Source organism: Bacillus sp. NH11B (assembly GCF_001884205.1).
GTDB lineage: Bacteria > Bacillota > Bacilli > Bacillales > Bacillaceae_G > Bacillus_A > Bacillus_A proteolyticus.
In genome coordinates this window covers 74,707-96,786 of sequence record NZ_MAOG01000017.1, presented here as the reverse complement: position 1 = coordinate 96,786, position 22,080 = coordinate 74,707, and the positions used below count along the sequence as shown (strand labels likewise).

Annotated in this window: 24 protein-coding genes and 2 riboswitches; of the genes, 22 read left to right on the top strand and 2 right to left on the bottom strand. The window is 36.7% G+C overall.

Features of this window, described 5'->3' with window-relative positions:
• Positions 1–5: 5 nt before the first annotated feature.
• From leuB to BAU27_RS04190, 15 genes are all read left to right on the top strand, one after another.
• A complete protein-coding gene (leuB, locus tag BAU27_RS04260; protein ID WP_071744820.1) occupies positions 6–1,070 on the top strand; it encodes a 3-isopropylmalate dehydrogenase in 1,065 nt (354 codons plus the stop codon).
• Complete coding sequence (gene leuC, locus BAU27_RS04255) at positions 1,070–2,464, top strand: 3-isopropylmalate dehydratase large subunit (protein ID WP_071770192.1); 1,395 nt, start codon at positions 1,070–1,072, stop codon at positions 2,462–2,464. The genes leuB and leuC overlap by 1 nt, the downstream gene beginning before the upstream one ends.
• Positions 2,442–3,023 (top strand): 3-isopropylmalate dehydratase small subunit, encoded by a 582-nt coding sequence (gene leuD, locus BAU27_RS04250; RefSeq protein WP_071770191.1) that lies wholly within the window; start codon positions 2,442–2,444, stop codon positions 3,021–3,023. The genes leuC and leuD overlap by 23 nt, the downstream gene beginning before the upstream one ends.
• A gap of 308 nt (positions 3,024–3,331) precedes the next feature.
• A complete protein-coding gene (locus BAU27_RS04245; RefSeq protein WP_071770190.1) occupies positions 3,332–4,594 on the top strand; it encodes an ATP phosphoribosyltransferase regulatory subunit in 1,263 nt (420 codons plus the stop codon).
• Positions 4,570–5,205 carry an ATP phosphoribosyltransferase gene (gene hisG, locus BAU27_RS04240; RefSeq protein WP_071770189.1) on the top strand — a complete coding sequence of 212 codons (636 nt, stop codon included), beginning with the start codon at positions 4,570–4,572 and terminating at the stop codon, positions 5,203–5,205. Before BAU27_RS04245 ends, hisG begins: the two co-directional genes overlap by 25 nt.
• Positions 5,206–5,216: 11 nt before the next feature.
• A complete protein-coding gene (gene hisD, locus BAU27_RS04235) occupies positions 5,217–6,506 on the top strand; it encodes a histidinol dehydrogenase (RefSeq protein WP_071770188.1) in 1,290 nt (429 codons plus the stop codon).
• Positions 6,506–7,090, top strand: a complete 585-nt coding sequence (gene hisB / locus BAU27_RS04230) for an imidazoleglycerol-phosphate dehydratase HisB (protein ID WP_071770187.1) — start codon at positions 6,506–6,508, stop codon at positions 7,088–7,090. The genes hisD and hisB overlap by 1 nt, the downstream gene beginning before the upstream one ends.
• The gene (gene hisH / locus BAU27_RS04225; RefSeq protein ID WP_071770186.1) at positions 7,091–7,720 is read left to right on the top strand and encodes an imidazole glycerol phosphate synthase subunit HisH; all 630 of its coding nucleotides are present in this window, start codon (positions 7,091–7,093) and stop codon (positions 7,718–7,720) included.
• Positions 7,693–8,412 carry a 1-(5-phosphoribosyl)-5-[(5-phosphoribosylamino)methylideneamino]imidazole-4-carboxamide isomerase gene (gene hisA / locus BAU27_RS04220; protein ID WP_071770185.1) on the top strand — a complete coding sequence of 240 codons (720 nt, stop codon included), beginning with the start codon at positions 7,693–7,695 and terminating at the stop codon, positions 8,410–8,412. Before hisH ends, hisA begins: the two co-directional genes overlap by 28 nt.
• Positions 8,406–9,164 carry an imidazole glycerol phosphate synthase subunit HisF gene (hisF, locus tag BAU27_RS04215; protein WP_071770184.1) on the top strand — a complete coding sequence of 253 codons (759 nt, stop codon included), beginning with the start codon at positions 8,406–8,408 and terminating at the stop codon, positions 9,162–9,164. Before hisA ends, hisF begins: the two co-directional genes overlap by 7 nt.
• Complete coding sequence (hisI, locus tag BAU27_RS04210; protein ID WP_071770183.1) at positions 9,161–9,466, top strand: phosphoribosyl-AMP cyclohydrolase; 306 nt, start codon at positions 9,161–9,163, stop codon at positions 9,464–9,466. The genes hisF and hisI overlap by 4 nt, the downstream gene beginning before the upstream one ends.
• A gap of 11 nt (positions 9,467–9,477) precedes the next feature.
• Entirely contained in the window at positions 9,478–9,801 is a 324-nt protein-coding gene (gene hisE / locus BAU27_RS04205; protein ID WP_000389488.1) for a phosphoribosyl-ATP diphosphatase, read from the top strand.
• A 13-nt stretch (positions 9,802–9,814) separates the two neighbouring features.
• A complete protein-coding gene (locus tag BAU27_RS04200) occupies positions 9,815–10,834 on the top strand; it encodes a histidinol phosphate phosphatase domain-containing protein (protein WP_071770182.1) in 1,020 nt (339 codons plus the stop codon).
• 68 nt (positions 10,835–10,902) lie between these two features.
• A complete protein-coding gene (locus BAU27_RS04195; RefSeq protein WP_071770181.1) occupies positions 10,903–11,079 on the top strand; it encodes a YozQ family protein in 177 nt (58 codons plus the stop codon).
• A 146-nt stretch (positions 11,080–11,225) separates the two neighbouring features.
• Positions 11,226–12,197 carry an NAD(P)-dependent oxidoreductase gene (locus BAU27_RS04190; protein WP_071744833.1) on the top strand — a complete coding sequence of 324 codons (972 nt, stop codon included), beginning with the start codon at positions 11,226–11,228 and terminating at the stop codon, positions 12,195–12,197.
• Positions 12,198–12,229: 32 nt separating this feature from the next.
• On the opposite strand, the gene pssA is transcribed toward BAU27_RS04190, so the two are convergent.
• Positions 12,230–12,931, bottom strand: a complete 702-nt coding sequence (pssA, locus tag BAU27_RS04185; protein ID WP_002158661.1) for a CDP-diacylglycerol--serine O-phosphatidyltransferase — start codon at positions 12,929–12,931, stop codon at positions 12,230–12,232.
• 182 nt (positions 12,932–13,113) lie between these two features.
• Positions 13,114–15,000, bottom strand: a complete 1,887-nt coding sequence (locus BAU27_RS04180; RefSeq protein ID WP_071744834.1) for an LTA synthase family protein — start codon at positions 14,998–15,000, stop codon at positions 13,114–13,116.
• A 259-nt stretch (positions 15,001–15,259) separates the two neighbouring features.
• Between BAU27_RS04180 and BAU27_RS04175 the strand changes: the two genes are divergently transcribed.
• The 7 genes from BAU27_RS04175 (at position 15,260) to BAU27_RS04145 (ending at position 22,069) form a co-directional block, all read left to right on the top strand.
• Entirely contained in the window at positions 15,260–15,658 is a 399-nt protein-coding gene (locus BAU27_RS04175; protein WP_071744835.1) for a DUF3888 domain-containing protein, read from the top strand.
• An 89-nt stretch (positions 15,659–15,747) separates the two neighbouring features.
• Positions 15,748–15,929: riboswitch (Lysine riboswitch) on the top strand.
• 180 nt (positions 15,930–16,109) lie between these two features.
• Positions 16,110–17,426, top strand: coding sequence for a diaminopimelate decarboxylase (lysA, locus tag BAU27_RS04170; protein ID WP_071770180.1), 1,317 nt, complete (start codon positions 16,110–16,112; stop codon positions 17,424–17,426).
• 111 nt (positions 17,427–17,537) lie between these two features.
• Positions 17,538–17,646: riboswitch (SAM riboswitch) on the top strand.
• Between the two features lie 72 nt (positions 17,647–17,718).
• Positions 17,719–17,862 (top strand): YezD family protein, encoded by a 144-nt coding sequence (locus BAU27_RS04165; RefSeq protein ID WP_000116163.1) that lies wholly within the window; start codon positions 17,719–17,721, stop codon positions 17,860–17,862.
• Between the two features lie 86 nt (positions 17,863–17,948).
• A complete protein-coding gene (locus tag BAU27_RS04160) occupies positions 17,949–18,653 on the top strand; it encodes a phosphoadenylyl-sulfate reductase (protein ID WP_071770179.1) in 705 nt (234 codons plus the stop codon).
• 39 nt (positions 18,654–18,692) lie between these two features.
• Positions 18,693–19,829: a sulfate adenylyltransferase gene (gene sat, locus BAU27_RS04155; protein WP_071770178.1), complete on the top strand. Its 1,137-nt coding sequence runs from the start codon at positions 18,693–18,695 to the stop codon at positions 19,827–19,829.
• Positions 19,830–19,841: 12 nt separating this feature from the next.
• Positions 19,842–20,435, top strand: a complete 594-nt coding sequence (gene cysC, locus BAU27_RS04150; protein WP_071744839.1) for an adenylyl-sulfate kinase — start codon at positions 19,842–19,844, stop codon at positions 20,433–20,435.
• 11 nt (positions 20,436–20,446) lie between these two features.
• A complete protein-coding gene (locus BAU27_RS04145) occupies positions 20,447–22,069 on the top strand; it encodes a nitrite/sulfite reductase (protein ID WP_071770177.1) in 1,623 nt (540 codons plus the stop codon).
• Positions 22,070–22,080: the final 11 nt, after the last annotated feature.

Below are 22,080 nucleotides of genomic sequence, written 5' to 3'. Positions count from 1 at the left end.
TTAAGTTGGAAAAACGTATTGTTTGTTTAGCTGGTGATGGTGTTGGTCCGGAAATTATGGAAAGTGCGAAGGAAGTATTGCATATGGTAGAGAGGCTATATGGACATCATTTTCATTTACAAGATGAGTACTTTGGTGGGAGTGCTATTGACGTAACTGGGCAACCATTACCGCAGCGAACACTTGCCGCTTGTTTAGCAAGTGATGCGGTTTTACTTGGAGCGGTTGGTGGCCCACGGTGGGATGGTGCGAAAGAAAGGCCAGAGAAAGGATTATTAGCTTTAAGGAAAGGACTTGGTGTATTTGCGAATGTTCGACCTGTAACGGTAGAAAGCGCAACTGCACATTTATCGCCATTAAAAAACGCTGATGAAATTGATTTCGTTGTTGTTCGTGAATTAACAGGTGGCATTTATTTTTCTTATCCGAAAGAACGAACAGAAGAAGTGGCAACAGATACTCTTACTTATCATCGTCATGAAATTGAACGTATCGTCTCGTATGCTTTTCAATTAGCGAGCAAACGGAAGAAAAAAGTTACGTCTATTGATAAGGCGAATGTTTTAGAGTCTAGTAAATTATGGCGAACTGTTACGGAAGAAGTAGCTCTTCGCTATCCAAATGTTGAATTAGAGCATATTCTAGTCGATGCAGCTGCTATGGAATTAATTCGTAATCCAGGTCGATTTGACGTTATCGTAACAGAAAATTTATTTGGTGATATTTTAAGTGACGAGGCTTCTGTATTAGCGGGATCGTTAGGAATGCTTCCATCAGCAAGCCACGCTGAAAATGGTCCTTCGTTATACGAGCCTATTCACGGATCAGCACCGGATATTGCGGGGAGAAATAAGGCGAACCCAATTGCGATGATGCGTTCTGTTGCAATGATGCTTGGACAATCATTTGGATTAATGAGAGAAGGGTCTGCAATTGAATCCGCAATATCTGCAGTTCTTCAATCGGGAAAATATACAGCAGACATTGGGGGAGATGAGACGACAACTTCATTTACGAAGGCAGTTATTCAAGAGATGGAAGAGCAAGCGCTAGTAGGGAGAGGAAGATAATGGGGAAAAGATTACTAGATAAGCTTTGGGAGAGACATGTAGTTGCGACAAACGAAAATGGATTGGATTTATTATATATCGATCTTCATCTCGTTCATGAAGTAACGTCACCGCAAGCCTTTGAAGGCTTGCGGCTTACAAATAGAACTGTTCGGAGACCAGAATTAACATTTGCAACGATGGATCATAATATTCCAACGAAAGATGTTTGGAATATTACCGATCGTATTGCGAAGCAGCAATTGGATACACTTCGTGAGAACTGCAAACAATTTCAAGTGTCATTAGCTGATATTGGTGATGAAGAGCAAGGGATTGTCCATGTTATAGGACCAGAACTTGGACTCACGCAGCCAGGGAAAACGATTGTTTGCGGTGATAGTCATACAGCAACCCACGGTGCTTTCGGAGCGTTAGCATTTGGCATTGGTACGAGTGAAGTAGAGCATGTATTAGCAACGCAAACGCTGTGGCAACGAAAACCGAAAGCGATGGGTATTGCATTAAAAGGAAAGTTACAGAAAGGTGTTTATGCAAAAGATATTATTTTACATCTCCTTTCAAAGTACGGCGTAGCAGTTGGAACTGGATATGTAATGGAATTTTACGGTGAGACGATTCATGCTATGGAAATGGAAGAGAGAATGACACTTTGCAATATGGCAATTGAAGGAGGAGCGAAAGCTGGTATCATTGCACCAGATGAAAAAACATTTTCTTATGTAAAAGGGCGTAAATATGCACCGAAAGACTATGGAACTTTTACGGAAAAATGGTCGGAGCTTTATACAGATTCAGATGCAATTTATGATTTGCATATTTCGATAGACGTTACGGATTTAGCACCGTATGTTACTTGGGGAACAAATCCTAGTATGGGTGTTCGCATTGATGGAAAATTACCAGAAAAGCGTGATGAAAATGATGAAAGAGCATTTTCGTATATGGGATTGAGTCCTGGACAAAGCACTTTTGAAATTCCAGTTCAGCATGTTTTCATAGGATCTTGTACAAATTCCAGGCTATCTGATTTAGAAATTGCCGCATCTGTTGTAAAGGGGAAAAAGGTAAAAGACGGTGTGCGAGCCCTCGTTGTTCCTGGGTCTAAAAAGGTAAGAGAAGCAGCAATGCAAAAAGGATTACATCGCATATTTGAAGAAGCGGGGTTTGAATGGAGAGAGCCTGGATGTTCAATGTGTCTTGGAATGAATCCGGATCAAGTGCCGGAAGGAGAACATTGTGCATCTACTTCAAATCGTAACTTTGAAGGAAGACAAGGAAAAGGAGCACGAACGCATTTAGTTAGCCCAGCAATGGCAGCAGCAGCTGCGTTATATGGTCATTTTGTTGATATTAGAAAGGAGAGTTACGATGGAGCCATTTCGTATTCATAAAGGTACTGCCGCAGTACTTATGAATGACAACATTGATACAGATCAAATTATTCCGAAGCAATATTTAAAGAGAATTGAAAGGACGGGATTTGGACAGTATTTATTTGATGAGTGGCGCTACGATAATGAGCGTCATGAAAATCCTAATTTCCCTCTTAATGCTCCAAAAAGAAAAGGGGCAAGTATATTAATTACAGGTGATAATTTTGGGTGCGGTTCTTCAAGAGAACATGCTCCGTGGGCGCTTGCTGATTATGGTTTCCGCGTTATTATCGCCGGAGGGTTTGCAGATATTTTTTATATGAATTGTATGAAAAATGGTATGTTACCAATTGTAATGGATAAAGTAATGCGAGAACAACTTGCTAAAACTGATGCGAGAGAACAAATAGAAGTAGATTTAGAGAATGAAGTAATTACAACGAGTACGCACAGGTTTCATTTTACAATCGAGAAAATGTGGAAAGAGAAATTATTAAATGGTCTAGACGAAATTAGTATTACGATGCAATATGAACAAGAAATTGGAGAGTATGAAAGGAAAGTAGCTTTACATTAAGAAATAACAGAATTTTTAAAATGTATTTACATTCAGAATTAAGTGTTATATACTATGTAAAAATCAGAGGAGAAAGGGAGTAAGTATTATGAATATCGTACAATCTATTAAAATGCTTACACAACTACATCATCATACATAAAACCCTTGAACCTAGCGTGAAAACGTGTAGGTACAAGGGTTATTCCCGTTGTACCTACACTCTACTAAAGAGCCTTGTAGGTATTTTGTCTACAAGGCTCTTTTTATTTTCGGTTTAGGTGAATGAAATAGGCATACATTAGAAAGGGAAAGGTGTGAGAATTTAGATGACAAAATGGAAACGTGCAAACCCAAGTGGAACGAGAGACTATTTATTCGAAGAATGTACGTTAATTGAAGAAGTAGAACAAAAATTAAGGCGTACTTTTTTAGAGCGAGGTTATGAAGAAATAAGGACACCGACAATAGAATTTTATGATGTTTTTGCATTTCGAAGCAGGCCGATAGATGAGGAAAAGATGTATAAATTTTTTGATGAAAAGGGACGGATTATCGTGTTACGCCCAGATATGACAATTCCTTTAGCGAGAGTGATGGGAACGCAGAGCTGGGATACTCCGCTTAAACTGACGTATAGCGGGAATGTATTTCGGGCGAATGAGTCCCATTCTGGAAAATATAATGAAATCGTACAAAGTGGTATTGAAATTATCGGGATTGATAATGTAAGAGCTGAAATTGAATGCGTAATAAGTGTTATTCAGGCACTTCAAAAGTTAAAGGTGCAATCTTTTACAATTGAGATTGGGCAAGTACAGTTATATAAATGTATTGTAAAAAAACTCTCCATTCGTGATGAAGAAGAGAGTGTGCTTAGAACATATATTGAAAGTAAAAATTATGCTGCTCTATCAAATTTTATTAGAGAAAAAAAATTAGATCGATGTGATGAAACAGTAAGATTACTTGAGAAATTGCCAAGGCTATTTGGAAATTTAGAAGTTATTGAGGAAGCAGAAAAACTCGCCTCAAGTAATGAAATGAAAATGGCGATTGCCAGAGTGAAAGAAATATATGAAGCAATTGAAAAACTAGGCTATGGATCTTACATCTCAATTGATTTAGGTATGATTCAACATTTGGATTATTATACAGGTGTTATTTTCAAAGGGTATATATATGAAATTGGAGAAGAAATTGTTAGTGGAGGAAGATATGATGAGTTAATTGGGAATTTTGGAGAGATGCTACCGGCTGTTGGACTCGCGGTGCAAGTCAATCAAATTGTGAAGGCGCTGCAAGAGCAGCAAGAACCATATGAACGAAAGAAAATAGATATTATGATTCATTATGAGTTAAATAGATTAGCAGAAGCGGAAAGATTACGAAATTTACTTCAAAAGGACGGGAAAAAAGTAGAGCTATCTTTATTCCCTAATTTAAACGACACCTTTCAATTTGCCAGAAAAAATAAAATAGTAACGGTCGTAGAGGCAAAGAACGAATCATTAGTGGAATATGTATGGAAAGAGAAATGGGTATTCCAGAAAGAAGGAGAAACTTCATGCGTAACATTCAAATTGCGTTAACAAAAGGAAGATTAGAGAAGCATGTGATTCCATTGTTTGAGCAGATTGGAATTGATTGTTCGGAGCTCAAAAATAAAGGACGAAAGCTTGTCTTTCAAAGTAGAAATACAGATATCTCATTTATTTTAGTGAAAGCAGTAGATGTTGCTACTTATGTAGAACATGGAGTAGCTGATATTGGGGTCGTTGGAAAAGATATTTTAATGGAAAACGAGAAAGATGTTTATGAAATGTTGGATTTAGGAGTAGGCGTGTGTAAGTTTTGTGTTGCTTCTATTCCTACTTATAATCCGAAGAGTTACCGGAAGAAACGCATTGCTACGAAATATCCACATATTACTTCTAACTATTTTCATGATAAAGGGGAGGATGTAGAGATTATAAAAATAGAAGGTTCTGTAGAAATCGCTCCTATTCTTGGATTGGCAGATGCGATTGTTGATATTGTTGAAACAGGAAAAACATTACAAGAAAATGGACTCATTGTATTTGAGGAAATGTGTTCTATATCTGCTCGAATGATTGTAAATAAGGCTGCATTAAAAACTAAAAAAGACGAAATATTCAGTATTGTAAATATGATGGAGCAAGAAATTTTGTCAGGAAAATAGGGGGGCTTGTAATGGAGATAGTTTGTGTGGATTTCCAAGTTGCGTTATCGAAAATAAAGTTGCTACGAGAAAACGCTAATATAATAGAAGGAACTGTTCAAAGAAGTGTAAACGAAATCGTTCAAAATGTAAGGGAGAGTAAAGATGAGGCTGTATCTTTCTATACAAAAAAGTTCGATGGTGTGGAGGTTAAAGAGTTTCGTGTAAGTGAGGAAGAAATAAAACAAGCGAGTAGGTTTGTAGAGAATTCATTTTTAGATGCGTTAAAAGAGGCAAAGAAAAATATTATTTCGTATCATGAAAAGCAAAAAAGACAATCGATGTTCGATTGCACGAGTGAGGGCATCATTAGAGGACAAATCATTCGGCCTTTAGAAAATGTAGGGGTATATGTGCCAGGCGGAACTGCTTCGTATCCTTCGTCAGTATTAATGAATGTATTGCCAGCAAAAATCGCAGGCGTGGAAAAAATTGTAATGGTGACGCCGCCGAATCAAGGAGGAATTGATCCACATATTTTAGTTGCTGCAAGCCTTGCAGGAGTAGATGAAATTTATACGATAGGTGGTGCGCAAGCAATTGCTGCTTTAGCATACGGGACGGAATCGATTCCGAAAGTGGATAAAATAGTTGGACCAGGAAATTTGTACGTCGCTCTAGCGAAACGAGAAGTATACGGAATAGTAAATATCGATATGATTGCTGGACCATCAGAAATTGTAGTTATTGCTGATGAAACCGGCAATGCAAAATATATTGCTGCTGATTTATTATCACAAGCGGAGCATGACGAGAGAGCAACAGCAATTTGCATTACAACGAGTATAGAGTTAGCGAAAGAAGTAGAAAGAGAGATAGAAAGACAGCTAGCGACATTACCAAGAAGTGAAATTGCACGTGAATCGATAAATAGAAATGGAGCCATCTTTATCGTTTCTTCTTTAGATGAGGCACTAAAGTTATCGAATGAAATCGCTCCAGAACATTTAGAGTTACATATAAAAGAGCCGATGAATGCTCTAGCGTATGTGAAACATGCAGGATCTATTTTTCTTGGACCATATGCACCGGAACCGCTCGGTGATTATTTAGCAGGACCGAATCATGTGTTACCGACAAGTGGAACGGCAAAGTTTTTCTCACCGTTATCAGTTGATGATTTCGTGAAAAAATCAAGCTTTCTATCTTATACGGAGGAAGCGTTAAGAGATGTACAACATCATATTGTAGAACTTGCAAATAAAGAAGGGTTACATGCGCATGCGAGAGCAATTCAAATAAGATTTGAGGAGGAAGAATAATGCGTGAGTCCAGTCAAATACGTGAAACGACAGAAACAAAAATAAAATTAAGTTTGCAGCTTGATGAAAGCAAGAATGTTTCTGTGCAAACGGGAGTTGGATTTTTTGATCATATGTTAACTTTATTTGCAAGGCATGGAAGATTCGGTTTGCAAGTGGAGGCGGAAGGCGATGTATTCGTTGATGCGCATCATACAATTGAAGATGTTGGAATTGTACTCGGAAATTGCTTGAAAGAAGCGTTGCAAAATAAAGAGGGGATTAACCGCTACGGTTCAGCGTATGTACCGATGGATGAATCGTTAGGATTTGTCGCGATTGATATAAGCGGACGCTCATATATTGTATTTCAAGGTGAATTAACAAATCCGAAACTAGGAGATTTTGACACGGAATTAACGGAAGAATTTTTTAGAGCAGTTGCCCATGCAGCAAATATTACGTTACATGCTCGCATTTTATACGGGAGCAATACACATCACAAAATTGAAGCTCTATTTAAAGCGTTTGGTCGAGCGCTTAGAGAAGCAGTCGAAAGAAATACCAACATTACTGGTGTAAATTCAACGAAAGGGATGTTGTAATTGATTGCTATTATAGATTATGGAATGGGGAATATTCGCAGTGTGGAACAAGCATTAAAATATATTGGAGCAGACCACATCGTAACGGATGATAAAGAAGAAATATTGAGAAGTGATGGCGTTATTTTACCGGGAGTAGGCGCATTTCCGAAAGCAATGGACGTTTTAGAAGAAAAAGATTTAGTATGTGTGCTAAAAGAATTTGGGAGTTCGGGAAAACCACTTTTGGGCATTTGCTTAGGAATGCAGCTTTTATTTGAAAAAAGTGAGGAGCTACAAGACTGTAACGGATTAAATTTATTGCCAGGTGTCATTAGAAAGTTAAAAGTTCCTTATAAAATTCCACATATGGGGTGGAATGAATTAAAGAAAGATGGAGAAATATCGCTTTGGAATGGAGTAGAGGACGGTTCTTTCGTATACTATGTCCACTCTTATTATGCAGATTGTCCAAATGAAATTGTGTATGGGTCAAGTGAGTATGGAGTGCAAGTACCTGGTTTTGTAGCAAAAGGAAATATATATGGCGCACAGTTTCATCCTGAAAAAAGTGGTGACATTGGAATGCAAATGTTGAAAAATTTCAAAGGGGTGGTAGAAGCATGGAAATCTTCCCAGCTATCGATTTAAAAGAAGGTCGATGTGTTAGACTTTATCAAGGGGAATTTAGTAAGGAAACAGTAATGAATGAAGACCCGGTTGCGCAAGCGCTCATATTTGAAAAGTTTGGAGCGAAAATACTACACATTGTTGATTTAGATGGTGCAATTGCTGGGGAGTCAGTAAATTTGTCCGTAATTAAAAGGATATGCAGGGCGGTACGTATTCCTGTGCAAGTTGGAGGAGGAGTTCGATCACTTGCGGCAGTAGAGAAGTTATTGTTAGTCGGTGTAAAAAAAGTAATTTTAGGAACAGCTGCTCTTTATGATAAGGCATTTTTAGAAGAAGCAGTTCGTCTATACAAAGAGAAAATCATAGTTGGAATTGACGCAAAAAATGGTTTTGTAGCAACGAGAGGCTGGCTTGATATGTCTGAAATTTCTTACATTATTTTAGCAAAGCAAATGGAGAATTTAGGTGTTCAAACGATTGTGTTTACAGACATTTCGAAAGACGGGACGCTGGCAGGGCCAAATTTTGAGCAATTAGAGTTATTACAAAAAAGCGTAGGCATTCGTCTCATTGCTTCTGGAGGAGTAGCATCTATTCAAGATGTGAAAAAATTAAATGACATGAATATATATGGCGTCATAATTGGAAAGGCACTTTACGAGAAAACGATTGATTTAGAAGAAGTGTTACAGGTGACGAAGCTATGTTAGCGAAACGAATTATTCCATGTCTAGATGTAAAAGGAGGGCGAGTCGTAAAGGGTGTGAATTTTATAGGGTTACAAGACGTCGGTGATCCTGTTGAAATAGCAGCTTTATATAATGATGCGGGAGCAGATGAAATCGTATTTTTAGATATTACTGCGACGCATGAAGGGCGAAAAACGATTATAGATGTTGTAGAACAAACAGCTTCGAAAGTATTTATTCCTCTTACAGTTGGAGGAGGGATTTCAAGTGTGAAAGATATGTACAATTTACTAAGAGCTGGAGCAGATAAAGTTTCAATAAACTCAGCGGCAGTGAGAAGTCCGAAGTTAATCCAGGAAGGTGCAGAACATTTTGGCTCACAATGTATTGTTGTAGCAATTGATGCTAGAAAAGTAGAGGAAGATAAATGGAATGTATACGTGAACGGCGGAAGAGTCGATACAGGGATGGATGCAATCGAATGGGCGAAGCATGTTGCCCAGCTAGGGGCAGGAGAAATTTTACTAACGAGTATGGATGCAGATGGAACAAAAAATGGATATGATCTTCGGTTAACAGAAGCAATTTCAAAAAGTGTTTCCGTCCCAGTCATCGCATCTGGAGGGTGTGGTCATTCGGATCACATTATAGAAGTCTTTCAAAAGACAACTGTTGACGCAGCATTGGCAGCATCAATCTTTCACTATGGCGAGGCAACTGTACAGGATGTGAAGAGGAAATTAAGAGAAGCAAACGTTGAGGTGCGGTTATGAAACCTAACTTTTCAAAAGGATTGATACCAGCTGTTGTTATCGAGGAAGATACGAAAGAAGTTTTAATGCTAGCTTATATGAATGAAGAAGCGTATGAAAGAACGCTAGAAACGAAAAAAACATGGTTCTATTCCCGCTCGAGACAATCGTTGTGGAATAAAGGAGAAACATCAGGTAATGTTCAATATGTTCAGTCACTTTATTTAGACTGTGATCAAGATTCAATCGTTGTTGTCGTAAAGCAAATAGGGCCTGCTTGCCATACGGGAGAAAAAACGTGTTTTCACTATAAAATTATATAGGGGGGATACATATGGAAGATATCCTTAAGTTATTATTTGAAACAATTGAAGAACGAAAGAAAAATCCACTCTCTGAATCATATACGAATTATTTATTTTCAAAAGGTGAAGATAAAATTTTAAAGAAAATTGGTGAGGAGTGCACCGAAGTAATTATCGCGTCTAAAAATAATGATAAAGAAGAACTAGTAAAAGAAATGGTTGATGTGTTCTATCACTGTTTTGTTCTATTAGCTGAAAAAAATATTTCGTTAGAAGATGTCATGCAAGAAGTGAAAGAAAGAAATGGAAAGCTTTCGAGAGTAGGAGATCGAAAAGAAATAGATACATTATAAGGAGGGAATATGGATGAAAGTGGACTATCACCTTCATTTAGAAGAAGGGCCTTATTCAATAGGTTGGCTTGCTAAAATAAATGATGCACTACAATATTATGAACCGCTTAAAGAAGATAAACATTCAATAGGATGGCTTATGAAAGCACAAGAACGCCTGCAAAAACGTGTGAAGGAAGGCCCATTTACAGCGAAATGGATTGATTTATATTTAGAAGAGGCGTTGCGAAAAGGGATAAAGGAAGTGGGCATTGTCGATCATTTATATCGATTTCACGAGGCGAAAGGATATTATGAAAAATATGTAGATATTAGTGATTCAAAACTCGGTCGTTTACAGAAGGAATGGCTAGACCAAGTAAGAGTAACGTCTCTTTATGATTTTACAAAGGCGATTGAAGAGGCAAAAGAGCGATGGAGTAAACGAGGGGTAACGCTCAAACTTGGAATTGAAGCGGATTATTTTATCGGCGGCGAACAAGAGCTAAAAGAGTTACTAGCATTAGGAGACTTTGATTATGTAATCGGTTCAGTCCATTTTATAGAGGGGTGGGGATTTGATAATCCAGATGCGAAAGAGTATTTTGGTAAGCATGATTTACATACTTTATATCATGCGTTTTTCGCTACAGTTGAAAGTGCGGTTCGTTCTGAACTCTTTGATATAATAGCTCATCTTGATAACATAAAAGTATTTAATTATCGGTTAGATGAGAATAAACAGCTTTTTTATTATAAGGAAATTGCGCGTGCGCTAGTAGAAACGAATACCGCAACAGAAGTAAATGCAGGATTGTACTATCGCTATCCTGTTCGTGAAATGTGTCCAAGTCCACTATATTTACAAGTGTTAGCTAAATATGGAGTTCCAATTACGATTTCTTCGGATGCTCATTATCCGAATGATCTAGGGAAATACGTAAAAGAAAATGTGCAAACATTACGGACTCACGGTATTACTCAAATCGCAACATTTTCGAAACGAGTAAGAGTAATGAGACAACTTGAAGAAGAAGTAACAATTTCAAAATAAAACACGATTTTTTGATGAAAACCACCCTTTTTGTTCAAAATAAGAAAGAATGAAAAGGAGGGTAAAAAATGGTGAAACAACAAAATAAACAAAACGTACAAGCGACAGATCAAGTGATAGATCAAGCTTATACTTCTGAAACGAATAATACAGCTAACTCAGTTATCGAGGAACAAATTAGCGATACAGTTGCAGAAGGAACAATTGATGCGAAGCTTGGAAAAGAATCGCAAGAGAAGGCGTAAGAAGAGAGGAGAGATGAATCTCCTCTTTTCTTATGTGAAAAAATGACGATTTTCAAAACTATAATCAAATTCCTTGGTTTTTATATGTGGATTTCTTACAATGAAATATAAGAGATATCTTATTTTGCATAGAAGAGGTGTTAGTAGTGGCGAAAATATTAGTAGCAGGGAAAATTCCAGAAATCGGATTAGAACTATTAAAGGATCATGATGTAGAAATGTATGATAAAGAAGAATTAATTTCTTTAGATGAATTAACAGAGCGTGTAAAAGATAAAGATGCATTGTTAAGCTTACTTTCTACAAAGGTGACGAAAGAAGTTATTGATGCGGCACCTCATTTAAAGATTGTTGCAAACTACGGTGCTGGTTACGATAATATTGATTTCACTTATGCAGGAGAAAAAGGAATTGCAGTATCGAATACACCGAAAGTATCAACTGAAGCGACAGCAGAATTAACATTTGCACTTCTGTTAGCAGCTGCACGTAGAATTCCTGAAGGTGATACGTTATGTCGTACAACTGGATTTAACGGATGGGCACCGTTATTCTTCTTGGGCCGCGAAGTACACGGTAAGACAATCGGAATTATTGGCCTTGGAGAAATTGGGAAGGCAGTTGCAAAGCGTGCGAAAGCATTTGGAATGGATATTTTATATACGGGGCCAAATCGTAAGCCTGAAGCGGAAAGTGAACTGGGAGCAACATATGTAACATTGGAAGAATTATTACAAACAGCAGACTTTATTACAATTAACTGTGCTTATAATCCGAAATTACATCATATGATTGATGAAGAACAGTTTAAAATGATGAAGAAAACAGCATATATTATAAATGCTTCACGTGGACCAATTATGCATGAATCAGCACTTGCTCATGCACTAAAAACGAATGAAATTGAAGGTGCAGCTCTTGACGTATTTGAATTTGAACCGAAAATTACAGAAGAGCTAAAAGGATTAAAGAATGTAGTACTTGCTCCTCATGTAGGAAATGCAACATTCGAAACTCGTGATGCGATGGCTGAAATGGCAGTGAGAAATATTTTAGCTGTATTAAACGATGAAGAACCTGTAACACCTGTAAATCAAAAATTATTAGTTACAAAATAAAAAGAAACCTTCCAATTTCGGAAGGTTTCTTTTTATTTTTCTTTATTTGCTTTTTTAGAAGGTCTTTGTCTAAGGAATTGAGATAGCATATACAAAATATATAGTGGAATGGCAATGAATAAGAAAACAGAAAAATTACCAAAACCTGTTTGGTACATTGTGATAATGCTTCCAACTAAAAATAGTGTAATAATGATGCTATATCGTGGAATTGGTACATCCTTTAAACTTGGGATGCGAATTCGGCTCACCATTAAAAATGCGAACGTTACAAATACTGTAATAAGAACGATTTTTGGAATGGTATTTGAAAATAATGTTAGGAAAGCGACAAGCCCTCCTGCTGCAGTAATCGGAACTCCAGTGAAATATTTCATAGAAGTAGAAGATGGTGTTACATTAAATCGTGCTAAGCGATATGCTCCGAACAGTGGGAATAATCCCGCTATGTATAGTCCAATGATTCCGTAGTTGGAAAAAGATGTGTAATACATTAAAACAGCAGGTGCTGCGCCAAATGTTACAACATCTGCGAGTGAATCAAGCTCTTTTCCCATTTGTGAATCAACGCGTAATAAACGAGCAACACGACCATCAAGACTATCTAACATCATCCCGATAAGTACTAAAATAGCAGCTGATTTATAATATCCTAAAGATGCATAGCCAATTGACAAGAATCCGCTATATAAATTTCCGAGCGTAAATAAGTTTGGAATAGCTGCTCTATACAAAATCTGATCCCTTGCTTTCTGTTATAAATTCTTAATTAGTGTATGAAAGTTTACTTATTTTATCATACCATAAATTTCTTCCTCATACGAAAGAAATTCCCAATTTGTGAAAGATTTCATAGAGGACAAGATTGAAGTATAAGTAAAAAAAGAAGCAACTTTTCATAAAGTTGCTTCTTACATTATTCAAATTTTGTTATCATCGTTCCAGTTTTATATCGATTATTAGGATCGAATCGTAATAAATCTCCATAGATCAGTTTGTCGGATAGTTTTAAATCTGTTTTTGCTTTTTCAATATACGGCTGACATAGCGCTACATCTGCCTCTTCACCGGAGCTTTTTTTGTAGCACATATTTTTTGTGTACACATAATCCTCTGTTACAAAACTACCATCGCGCATTACCATGAGAGGGTCTTTTTCTTTTATAAATAAGTCAGTTCCAAATTCAACTGATTGATTTGTTTTAATACCAAGTAAATGAAGAAGCGTCGGTTTAATATCAATTTGTCCTGATACTTTAGAAATAACTTTTCCTTCTTGACCAGGTACATGAATAATAAGAGGGACGCGCTGTAATTGCATAGAATCAAACGGTGTAATAGCGTCTTTCCCAAGGAACTGGGCCATAGATGCATTATGGTTTTCGGAAATGCCGTAGTGATCTCCATAAATGACAATAACAGAATTGTCGTAAAGTCCTTCTTCTTTTAATTGGTTAATGAATAATTTGAGAGCTTCATCCGTGTAGCGGACCGTTGGGAAATAGCGATTTAGAACGCCGCTTTCCGAATTAAACTCATCAACATATTGATCTTCTGGATTTAGAAGAAATGGAAAATGGTTTGTTAAAGTAATAAATTTTGTATAGAACGGTTGTGGTAAAGATTTTAGCTTTGGAATAGATTGTTCAAAGAACTCTTTATCTTTTAATCCCCAACCGACAGACATTTGCTCCGTTCCTACGTAATCATTTAAATTAAAGTAACGATCATATCCAAGTGCAGGGTACATTACATCACGATTCCAAAACGTTTTATCGTTTGAATGGAAGACAGCAGAAGAATATCCGTATTTCTTTAATTGTTCTGGTGTAGCTGTATATTCATTCGTTGCATGAGTGAAGAATACAGAACCACGGTCTAACGGATAAAGTGAGTTTTCAACGATAAATTCAGCATCAGAAGTTTTACCTTGTCCCGTTTGATGATAGAAGTTATCAAAATAGAAACTATCTTTAATAAACTCATTTAAAAATGGAGTAATTTCTTTTCCATTTATCTTTTTATTAATAACAAAACTTTGTGTAGATTCCATTGAAATTAAAATTACATTTTTACCCTTTGCAGCTCCAAATAAGTTTTTATCAACTTGTTTATCTTTTGAGTCTGTATAGTTTTTAATTTCAGAGAACCCGTCTCCACTTGCAAATACACGCTCGGCTGAAGACTTAGATTGAAGGGTAATATCAAATAGATGATATGTGTATAACCCTAAATTTTTCACGACAGTTTGACGATCAAATGAGCGTGAGAACATTTGTGGTTTATATATAACTGAAACAACAATTTGTAGTGCTAATAATGCTGTTACACCGCTAAAGAAAGTTCGCTTCTCAGAGCGAGAAAGCGGCGTCTTGTCACAGAATGATGGGAATTTACGTGAAATAAACATTAAAATAATTGCATCTGCAAATAAAAGTAATGTTTTATACGTAAATAGTTCTTTAATGCTCGTTCCTAAGTCAGCCATATTATTTGTTTGGAATAAAACAGGGAAAGTAACAAAATCGTTATAGAACCCGTAAAACATTGCATTTCCAAATAAAATAAATGACAGTATAAAACTAATTACAATAATAATTCGGTTTCGGTACTTAGATGCAAGTAAAGCGAAACCAAAAAATAAAAGTAACGAAGCTAGTGGGTTAATAAAAAGCATAAATTCTTCAAAGAAGTTATCAATTCTAATATCAAATGCTAGCTTGTACACAATATATGTTTTTATCCATAATAAAACGACTGCAACTAGTGCAAATCGTAATTTTGGAAACAGACGTTGTAGCATAATATACTCCTCTCTTAAAAGCATGACAGTTCTTGTGAGTCCCTTTGAATAGCGCTTCACTTTATATATACGAACAGTCCTTTATTATTATGATTATTATACTATGAGTATCATTATACGAAAATAAAAGCGGGTTGTGGGCTTTTTTTGCAACAATTGAGTAGAAAAAGCGAAGTGGGAGACAATAAAATGGAATTTCTATGTATGATTATTATCATTCGTTAAACATAGAAAGTATCGCAATGGTACGGAGGTTATGATGCGAAAATTATTATATCTAATAGTATGCATTAGTTTTATGCTTTTTTCTTCACCGAGTGTATCAGTAGCACAATATGATGCACCGCTCATGGAAGATGCTCTTTATTCGGTGTTATTTCCAAAAATAAATGAAGCGATTGAGAAGCAATATGGAAAATTAAAACCGTTTGATTGTCCTAAAATTATTAGTTTAAAAAAACTTTATAGCGGTACATATTTATTTCAAGCAGTAATTGAAATAACGAAATATGAATCAGGAATAGGTGGTAAAGTACTTCCTCCATTTGAGAAGATAAGTATGACATTTAACAATGAAGAAGGAGAATGGACTGTTACAAAAATATCTATAAAGCGCTTACCGGATGAAACGAAATTAAACTGTAAAAAAACAATTTAAAAAATTGTTTGACAAATAAAATGTTCCTTTGGTATTGTTAATAGCAACAATTAGATGTTTGAAAATTAAATAGACTTACCTCATCTACTCTCAAAGGTAGAGGCCGCGATAGGAAAGAGTAAGCTATGGGAGATTTAATGGAATCTGTGATCATAGGTTGAAAGGGACTATTGCCGAAATATAAGAATAACCATCTTATTCATATATTGGGACTGCATTGAATAAATGTAGTACTGTCATAAGATTTATTTTATGGAGAGCTATTTGGAGATGTTGATGCGGTTTCTTATTTTGAGAAGATAACAACTCGTTTATTTTTTCAATATATATTTTTCCTAATAAGAAACGCGTGTGAACATTGTTCCGCGCGTTTTTTGTCTATCTAAAAGCGTGCTGCAATGAATAGAAGATTGGGGTTATGAGTTTTAGAGGAAATAAGGGAGGAATTCAAATGTATTTACACGGCACAAGCCGAATCAATGGGCAAGGACACTTAGAAATTGGTGGGTGCGATACGACGCAGCTAGCAAAACAATACGGAACACCACTTTATGTATACGATGAAGAGTCTATTCGAGGAAAGTGCCGCGCGTTTCATCGTGCTTTTAAAGAAAGTGGTTTCTCTTATCAAGTAGCATATGCAAGCAAGGCGTTCTTGTGCATGGAGATGTGCCGAGTAGCTCGTGAAGAGAATATGTCATTAGATGTTGTTTCTGGAGGAGAATTATATACTGCGCTTCAAGCAGGATTTCCAGCATCGCGCATTCATTTTCACGGCAATAATAAAACAGAAGAAGAGATCGTGATGGCTCTTCAGGCGAATATTGGTTGTTTTGTCGTAGATAATTTCTTGGAATTAGAAATTTTGCATGATTTAGCAGTGCAACATGGAAAGTTTGTGAGCATATTAATCCGTGTAACGCCAGGAGTAGAGGCACATACACACGAATATATAACAACAGGTCAAGAGGATTCGAAATTTGGATTTGGTGTTTCAAATGGTCAAGCGATGCAAGCAATTGAGCTAGCTTTGCAAAAATCAAATTATAATGTGCTAGGAATTCACTCGCACATCGGATCACAAATATTCGAAACGGCTGGTTTTGTTCGAGCAATTGAAGTACTACGTCAATTTTTAGAAGAAGTGAGAGAGCGAACAAACTATGTAGTGAAAGTATTGAATGTAGGTGGAGGGTTCGGTATACGTTATACGGAGTCTGATACACCGTTAACACTTGAAACATATGTGGAGGCTGTAACGAGTACGATAAGAGAGCAGTTTACAGTATGTGAATACCCGCTTCCAGAAATATGGATTGAACCAGGTCGTAGTATCGTAGGTGATGCTGGAACAACAATTTATACAGTCGGATCGGTGAAAGAGATTCCTGGTATTCGGAAATATGTTTCAGTCGATGGTGGGATGACAGATAATTTAAGACCAGCTTTATATAACGCTCGTTATGAAGCAATGTTAGCGAATCGAGGGAATGATGAGAATGAGGAACTCGTTTCGATTGCTGGGAAATGCTGTGAAAGTGGAGATATGCTGATTTGGGATATTAACTTACCGCAAGTTGCTTCTTCTGATTTACTAGCAATTTCTTGTACGGGGGCATATGGGTACTCGATGGCGAATAATTATAATCGTATTCGTAGACCAGCTGTCGTCTTTGCAAAAGGCGGAACATCACAAATCGTTGTAGAGCGTGAAACGTATGAAAATATTATTGGGAACGATCGCATACGTATTAAAGAGCTTGTTTAGGTAGGGAAAAGGAGTTGTTCTGAGGGGCAATTCCTTTTTTATAAAATAATTAAAATATATCGGAAAACTAGGATTGAAAAAAATCAGAATTGTGATAAAATACAAATACAAAGCTTATCAAGAGAAGCGGAGGGAACTGGCCCGGCGAAGCTCGGCAACCTGCTTATAGAAAGCAAGGTGCTAAATCCAGCAAAATGGAATCCATTTTGAAAGATAAGGTAAAATATATTACCGAACAGTCTTTTCGAAATGGGAAAGATTTTTTTTATGAATAAAAAGGGGGGCTGTTCGCGTGAGCGTACGGGAACATTTTGAGGAAGTATCTGAGAAAATTCAAGCGATGCTTGCTGATATGAAATATGGCTCAATTACAATTGTTGTGCAAGATGGAAAAGTAATTCAATTAGAGAAAAGTGAAAAAGTACGTTTAAAGTAAAAAGCGCTGACTAGAAAAACTAGAGGCGGTTTTAACCTATTTTATTAGGTTAAAACCGTCTTTTTGCTTTTACAGGGGGAAAAAACATGTTGACGTATGAAACGTGGAAAGAAAATGGTGTTTCATTTTCAGAAGAAGATGAAACGAAAGGCGCGCTATCCGTATTAAGTTGGGCTTATAAAGAATATAAAGATGAAATCGTATACGCATGTAGCTTTGGATTAGAAGGTATGGTATTACTGCATCTTATAAACCAAGTAAATCCATCTGCTAAAGTTGTATTTTTGGATACAAATGTTCACTTTCAAGAAACGTATGAATTAATTCAAAAAGTGCGAGAGCGATTTCCTTCATTAAATATTATAGAAAAACAGCCAGAGTTAACACTTGAAGAACAGGCGAAGATCCATGGAGAGAATTTATGGGAAAGTAATCCGAACCTCTGTTGTAAAATTAGAAAAATATTACCGTTAGAAAAATCATTAGCAGCGGAAAAAGCGTGGATATCGGGCGTAAGAAGGGAACAATCAGAAACACGTAAGCATACAAATTTTATAAATCAAGATCATCGCTTTCAATCTATTAAAGTTTGTCCACTTATTCATTGGACGTGGAAAGAAGTGTGGCGATATGTATACAAACATAGTTTGCCATATAATCCATTGCATGATATTGGCTATCCAAGTATTGGGTGTGAAAAATGTACGTTACCTGTAGGAGATGGTGGTGACTCAAGAGATGGTAGATGGGCGGGGAAAATGAAGACAGAGTGTGGCCTTCATTTTCAATAAGATAGATTTTGAAATAAAGCTAAGAAGGGATATAAAAAGATGAGTACAACAAATGAATTAGTAAACCGTATTGATGAAACATATGACATATCGAACATTGTAAAAGAAATTGAGCTAGACAAAATTGCGCTTAGTGATTTAGAACTTCTGGCGATAGGAGGATATAGTCCACTTACGGGATTTTTAGGGAAGAGGGATTATGATTCAGTCGTAGAAACGCTCCGTTTAGCAAATGGTAGCGTGTGGAGTATACCAATTACATTACCAGTAACAGAAGAAGTAGCAGAGAGACTGAAAGTAGGAGAGGAGGTAAAACTTGTTAACGATGGAAATGTATATGGTGTCATTCAAATAGAAGATATTTTTGTACCTGATAAAGAAAAAGAGGCGTTACTTGTATATAAAACGACGGATGAAGATCATCCGGGAGTAAAAAAATTATATGAACGACCAAATGTTTACGTAGGAGGAGCTATTATTCTTACAAAACGTTTTGGGAATAATCCATTTCCTTCTTATCATTTAGATCCAATTGAAACGAGAGAAGAATTTAAAAAACGTGGTTGGAAAACAGTAGTCGGATTTCAAACGAGAAACCCGGTACATCGTGCTCATGAATATATTCAAAAGTCAGCTCTTGAAATTGTAGACGGTCTCTTTTTAAATCCACTTGTTGGGGAAACGAAGTCAGATGATATTCCTGCGGATGTAAGGATGGAAAGCTACGAAGTATTACTTCAAAACTATTATCCGGAAAATCGTGTCTTTTTAGGTGTATTCCCTGCAGCGATGCGTTACGCAGGACCGAGAGAAGCGATATTTCATGCATTAGTAAGAAAGAATTTTGGATGTACCCACTTTATTGTAGGGCGCGATCATGCTGGGGTAGGAGATTATTACGGAACATATGAAGCACAAGAAATTTTTACGAACTTTACAGTAGAAGAGTTAGGAATTACGCCACTATTTTTTGAACATAGTTTTTACTGTACTAGATGTGAAGCGATGGCTTCAACGAAAACGTGTCCGCACGGAAAAGAGGACCGTGTCATTTTATCAGGTACAAAAGTAAGAGAAATGTTAAGAAATGGTGAGATTCCGCCAAGTACATTTAGTCGTAAAGAAGTAGTGGAAGTGCTAATTAAAGGTTTGAAAAAAGAAGTAGTAACAGAATAGGGAGAGAATGAGATGGATACGAATACTACTTGGCATACAGCTTCTGTTTCAAAAGATGAGAGAAGAGTGAAGAATGGGCATCACAGCTTTGTAGTTTGGTTTACTGGTTTATCAGCTTCAGGTAAATCTACAGTAGCGAATGCGGTTGCTCGTAAACTGTTTGAAAAGAATATCGGAAATTATGTGCTAGATGGGGATAATATTCGCCAAGGTTTAAATAAAGATTTAGGTTTTTCTGAAAGTGATCGCATGGAAAATATAAGACGTATTGGTGAAGTGGCGAAGCTATTTGTAGATCAAGGTACTGTTGTTCTTACAGCGTTTATTTCACCGTTTCGAGTAGACCGAAAACAAGTAAGAGATCTATTAGCTGCAGATGAGTTTATAGAAGTGTTTGTAAAATGTCCAATTGAAGAGTGCGAGAAACGTGATCCGAAAGGACTTTATAAAAAGGCGAGAAAAGGTGATATTAAAGAGTTTACGGGAATTGATTCACCGTATGAGGAACCAGAACGAGCGGAATTAATTGTAGAAACGCACAAGTATTCTATTGAAGAATGTGCAGAACAAATTGTGAAGTACTTACAAGAGCGTAGTTTCATATAGGGGGATAAAAGATGAGTTATGAAAAAGTGTGGGCTAATAATGAAAAATTAAATCAAACAGAGAAAAAGAAATTAGAGAAAGACGGATTAGAAATATTTAATGATATTCCCTACTATGCGGAGAATGGATTTGAATCTATTCCGAAAGAAGAGTGGGACGCTTTTAAATGGGCGGGATTGTATTTACAAAGACCGAAAGAAGCTGGCTATTTTATGATGCGTGTAAATATTCCTTCGGGGATTATTACGAATGCACAGGCAGAAGTGCTTGCTTCTATCGCTGAGGATTATGGGCGTGATGTAATAGATATTACGACAAGACAGGCGATTCAGTTTCACTGGTTAGAAATTGGGCAAATTCCAGATATTTTCAAACGATTAGCAAGAGTGGGGTTATCTTCAGCAGGGGCGTGTGGTGATATAACGCGTAATATTACAGGGAATCCACTTGCTGGCATTGATGCGAATGAACTATTTGATACAACGCAAATTGTGAAAGAAGTATATGACTATTTCCAACATAATGAAGAGTTTTCTAACTTACCACGTAAATTTAAAATGTCTATTAGTTCTAACATTTATAACTCAGCAAACGCAGAGATTAACTGTGTTGCATTTACACCTGCTACGAAAGAGATAGATGGTGAGAAAAAAGTTGGTTTTCATATAAAAGTAGGCGGGGGATTATCAGCCCGTCCATATTTAGCTGATGAATTAGATGTGTTCGTTTTACCAGAAGAAGTGAAGGCGGTAGCGATTGCAATTGCTACTATATTCCGTGATTTTGGATATCGTGAAAAACGTCATTTAGCCCGTTTGAAATTTCTTGTTGCTGACTGGGGTGCGGAGAAATTTAAAGAGAAATTAATAGAGTATACAGGACCATTGCAAAGCAAAGGGGAAAGTGCACTCAAAGGATGGAATGCAGGATACTTTTATGGCGTCCAAGATCAAAAACAAGAAGGATTAAAATATGTCGGTTTTAATGTACCGGTAGGGCGTTTACATGCAGAAGAAATGTTTGAGATTGCTAGAATTGCAAAGCAATATGGAAACGGGCAAATTCGTACTTGTAACTCACAAAACTTCATTATTCCGAATGTTCCGCCAAAAAATGTTGCAGGATTATTAAGTGAACCGTTGTTTGAAGCAATTTCAGCAAATCCGAAATCGTTTATCGGTCATGCGGTTTCATGTACTGGCATTGAGTATTGCAATCTTGCACTAGTAGAAACGAAAGAAAGATTGCGTAAAATCGCCGAATACTTAGATACACAAATCGCACTCGATGTTCCGGTTCGAATTCATATGGTAGGATGCCCGAATTCATGTGGTCAACGTCAAATTGCTGATATTGGTTTGCAAGGAGTAAAAATGAAAACGAAGGAAAAAGGAATTGTTGAGGCATTTGAAATATATGTAGGTGGAACGCTATTAGACGGAGGAGCATATAACGAAAAGTTAAAAGGGAAAATAGATGGAGAAGATTTGCCTGATGTCCTCGTATCATTTTTGAATTATTTCCAAAAGAATAAACTACTAGCCGAAACGTTTTATGATTTCGTCGGACGTGTTGGAGTGGAAGAATTACAAATTGTACTAAATAACGTATTAGAAGAAGTAATAGCATCTTAGGAGGGGGCAAT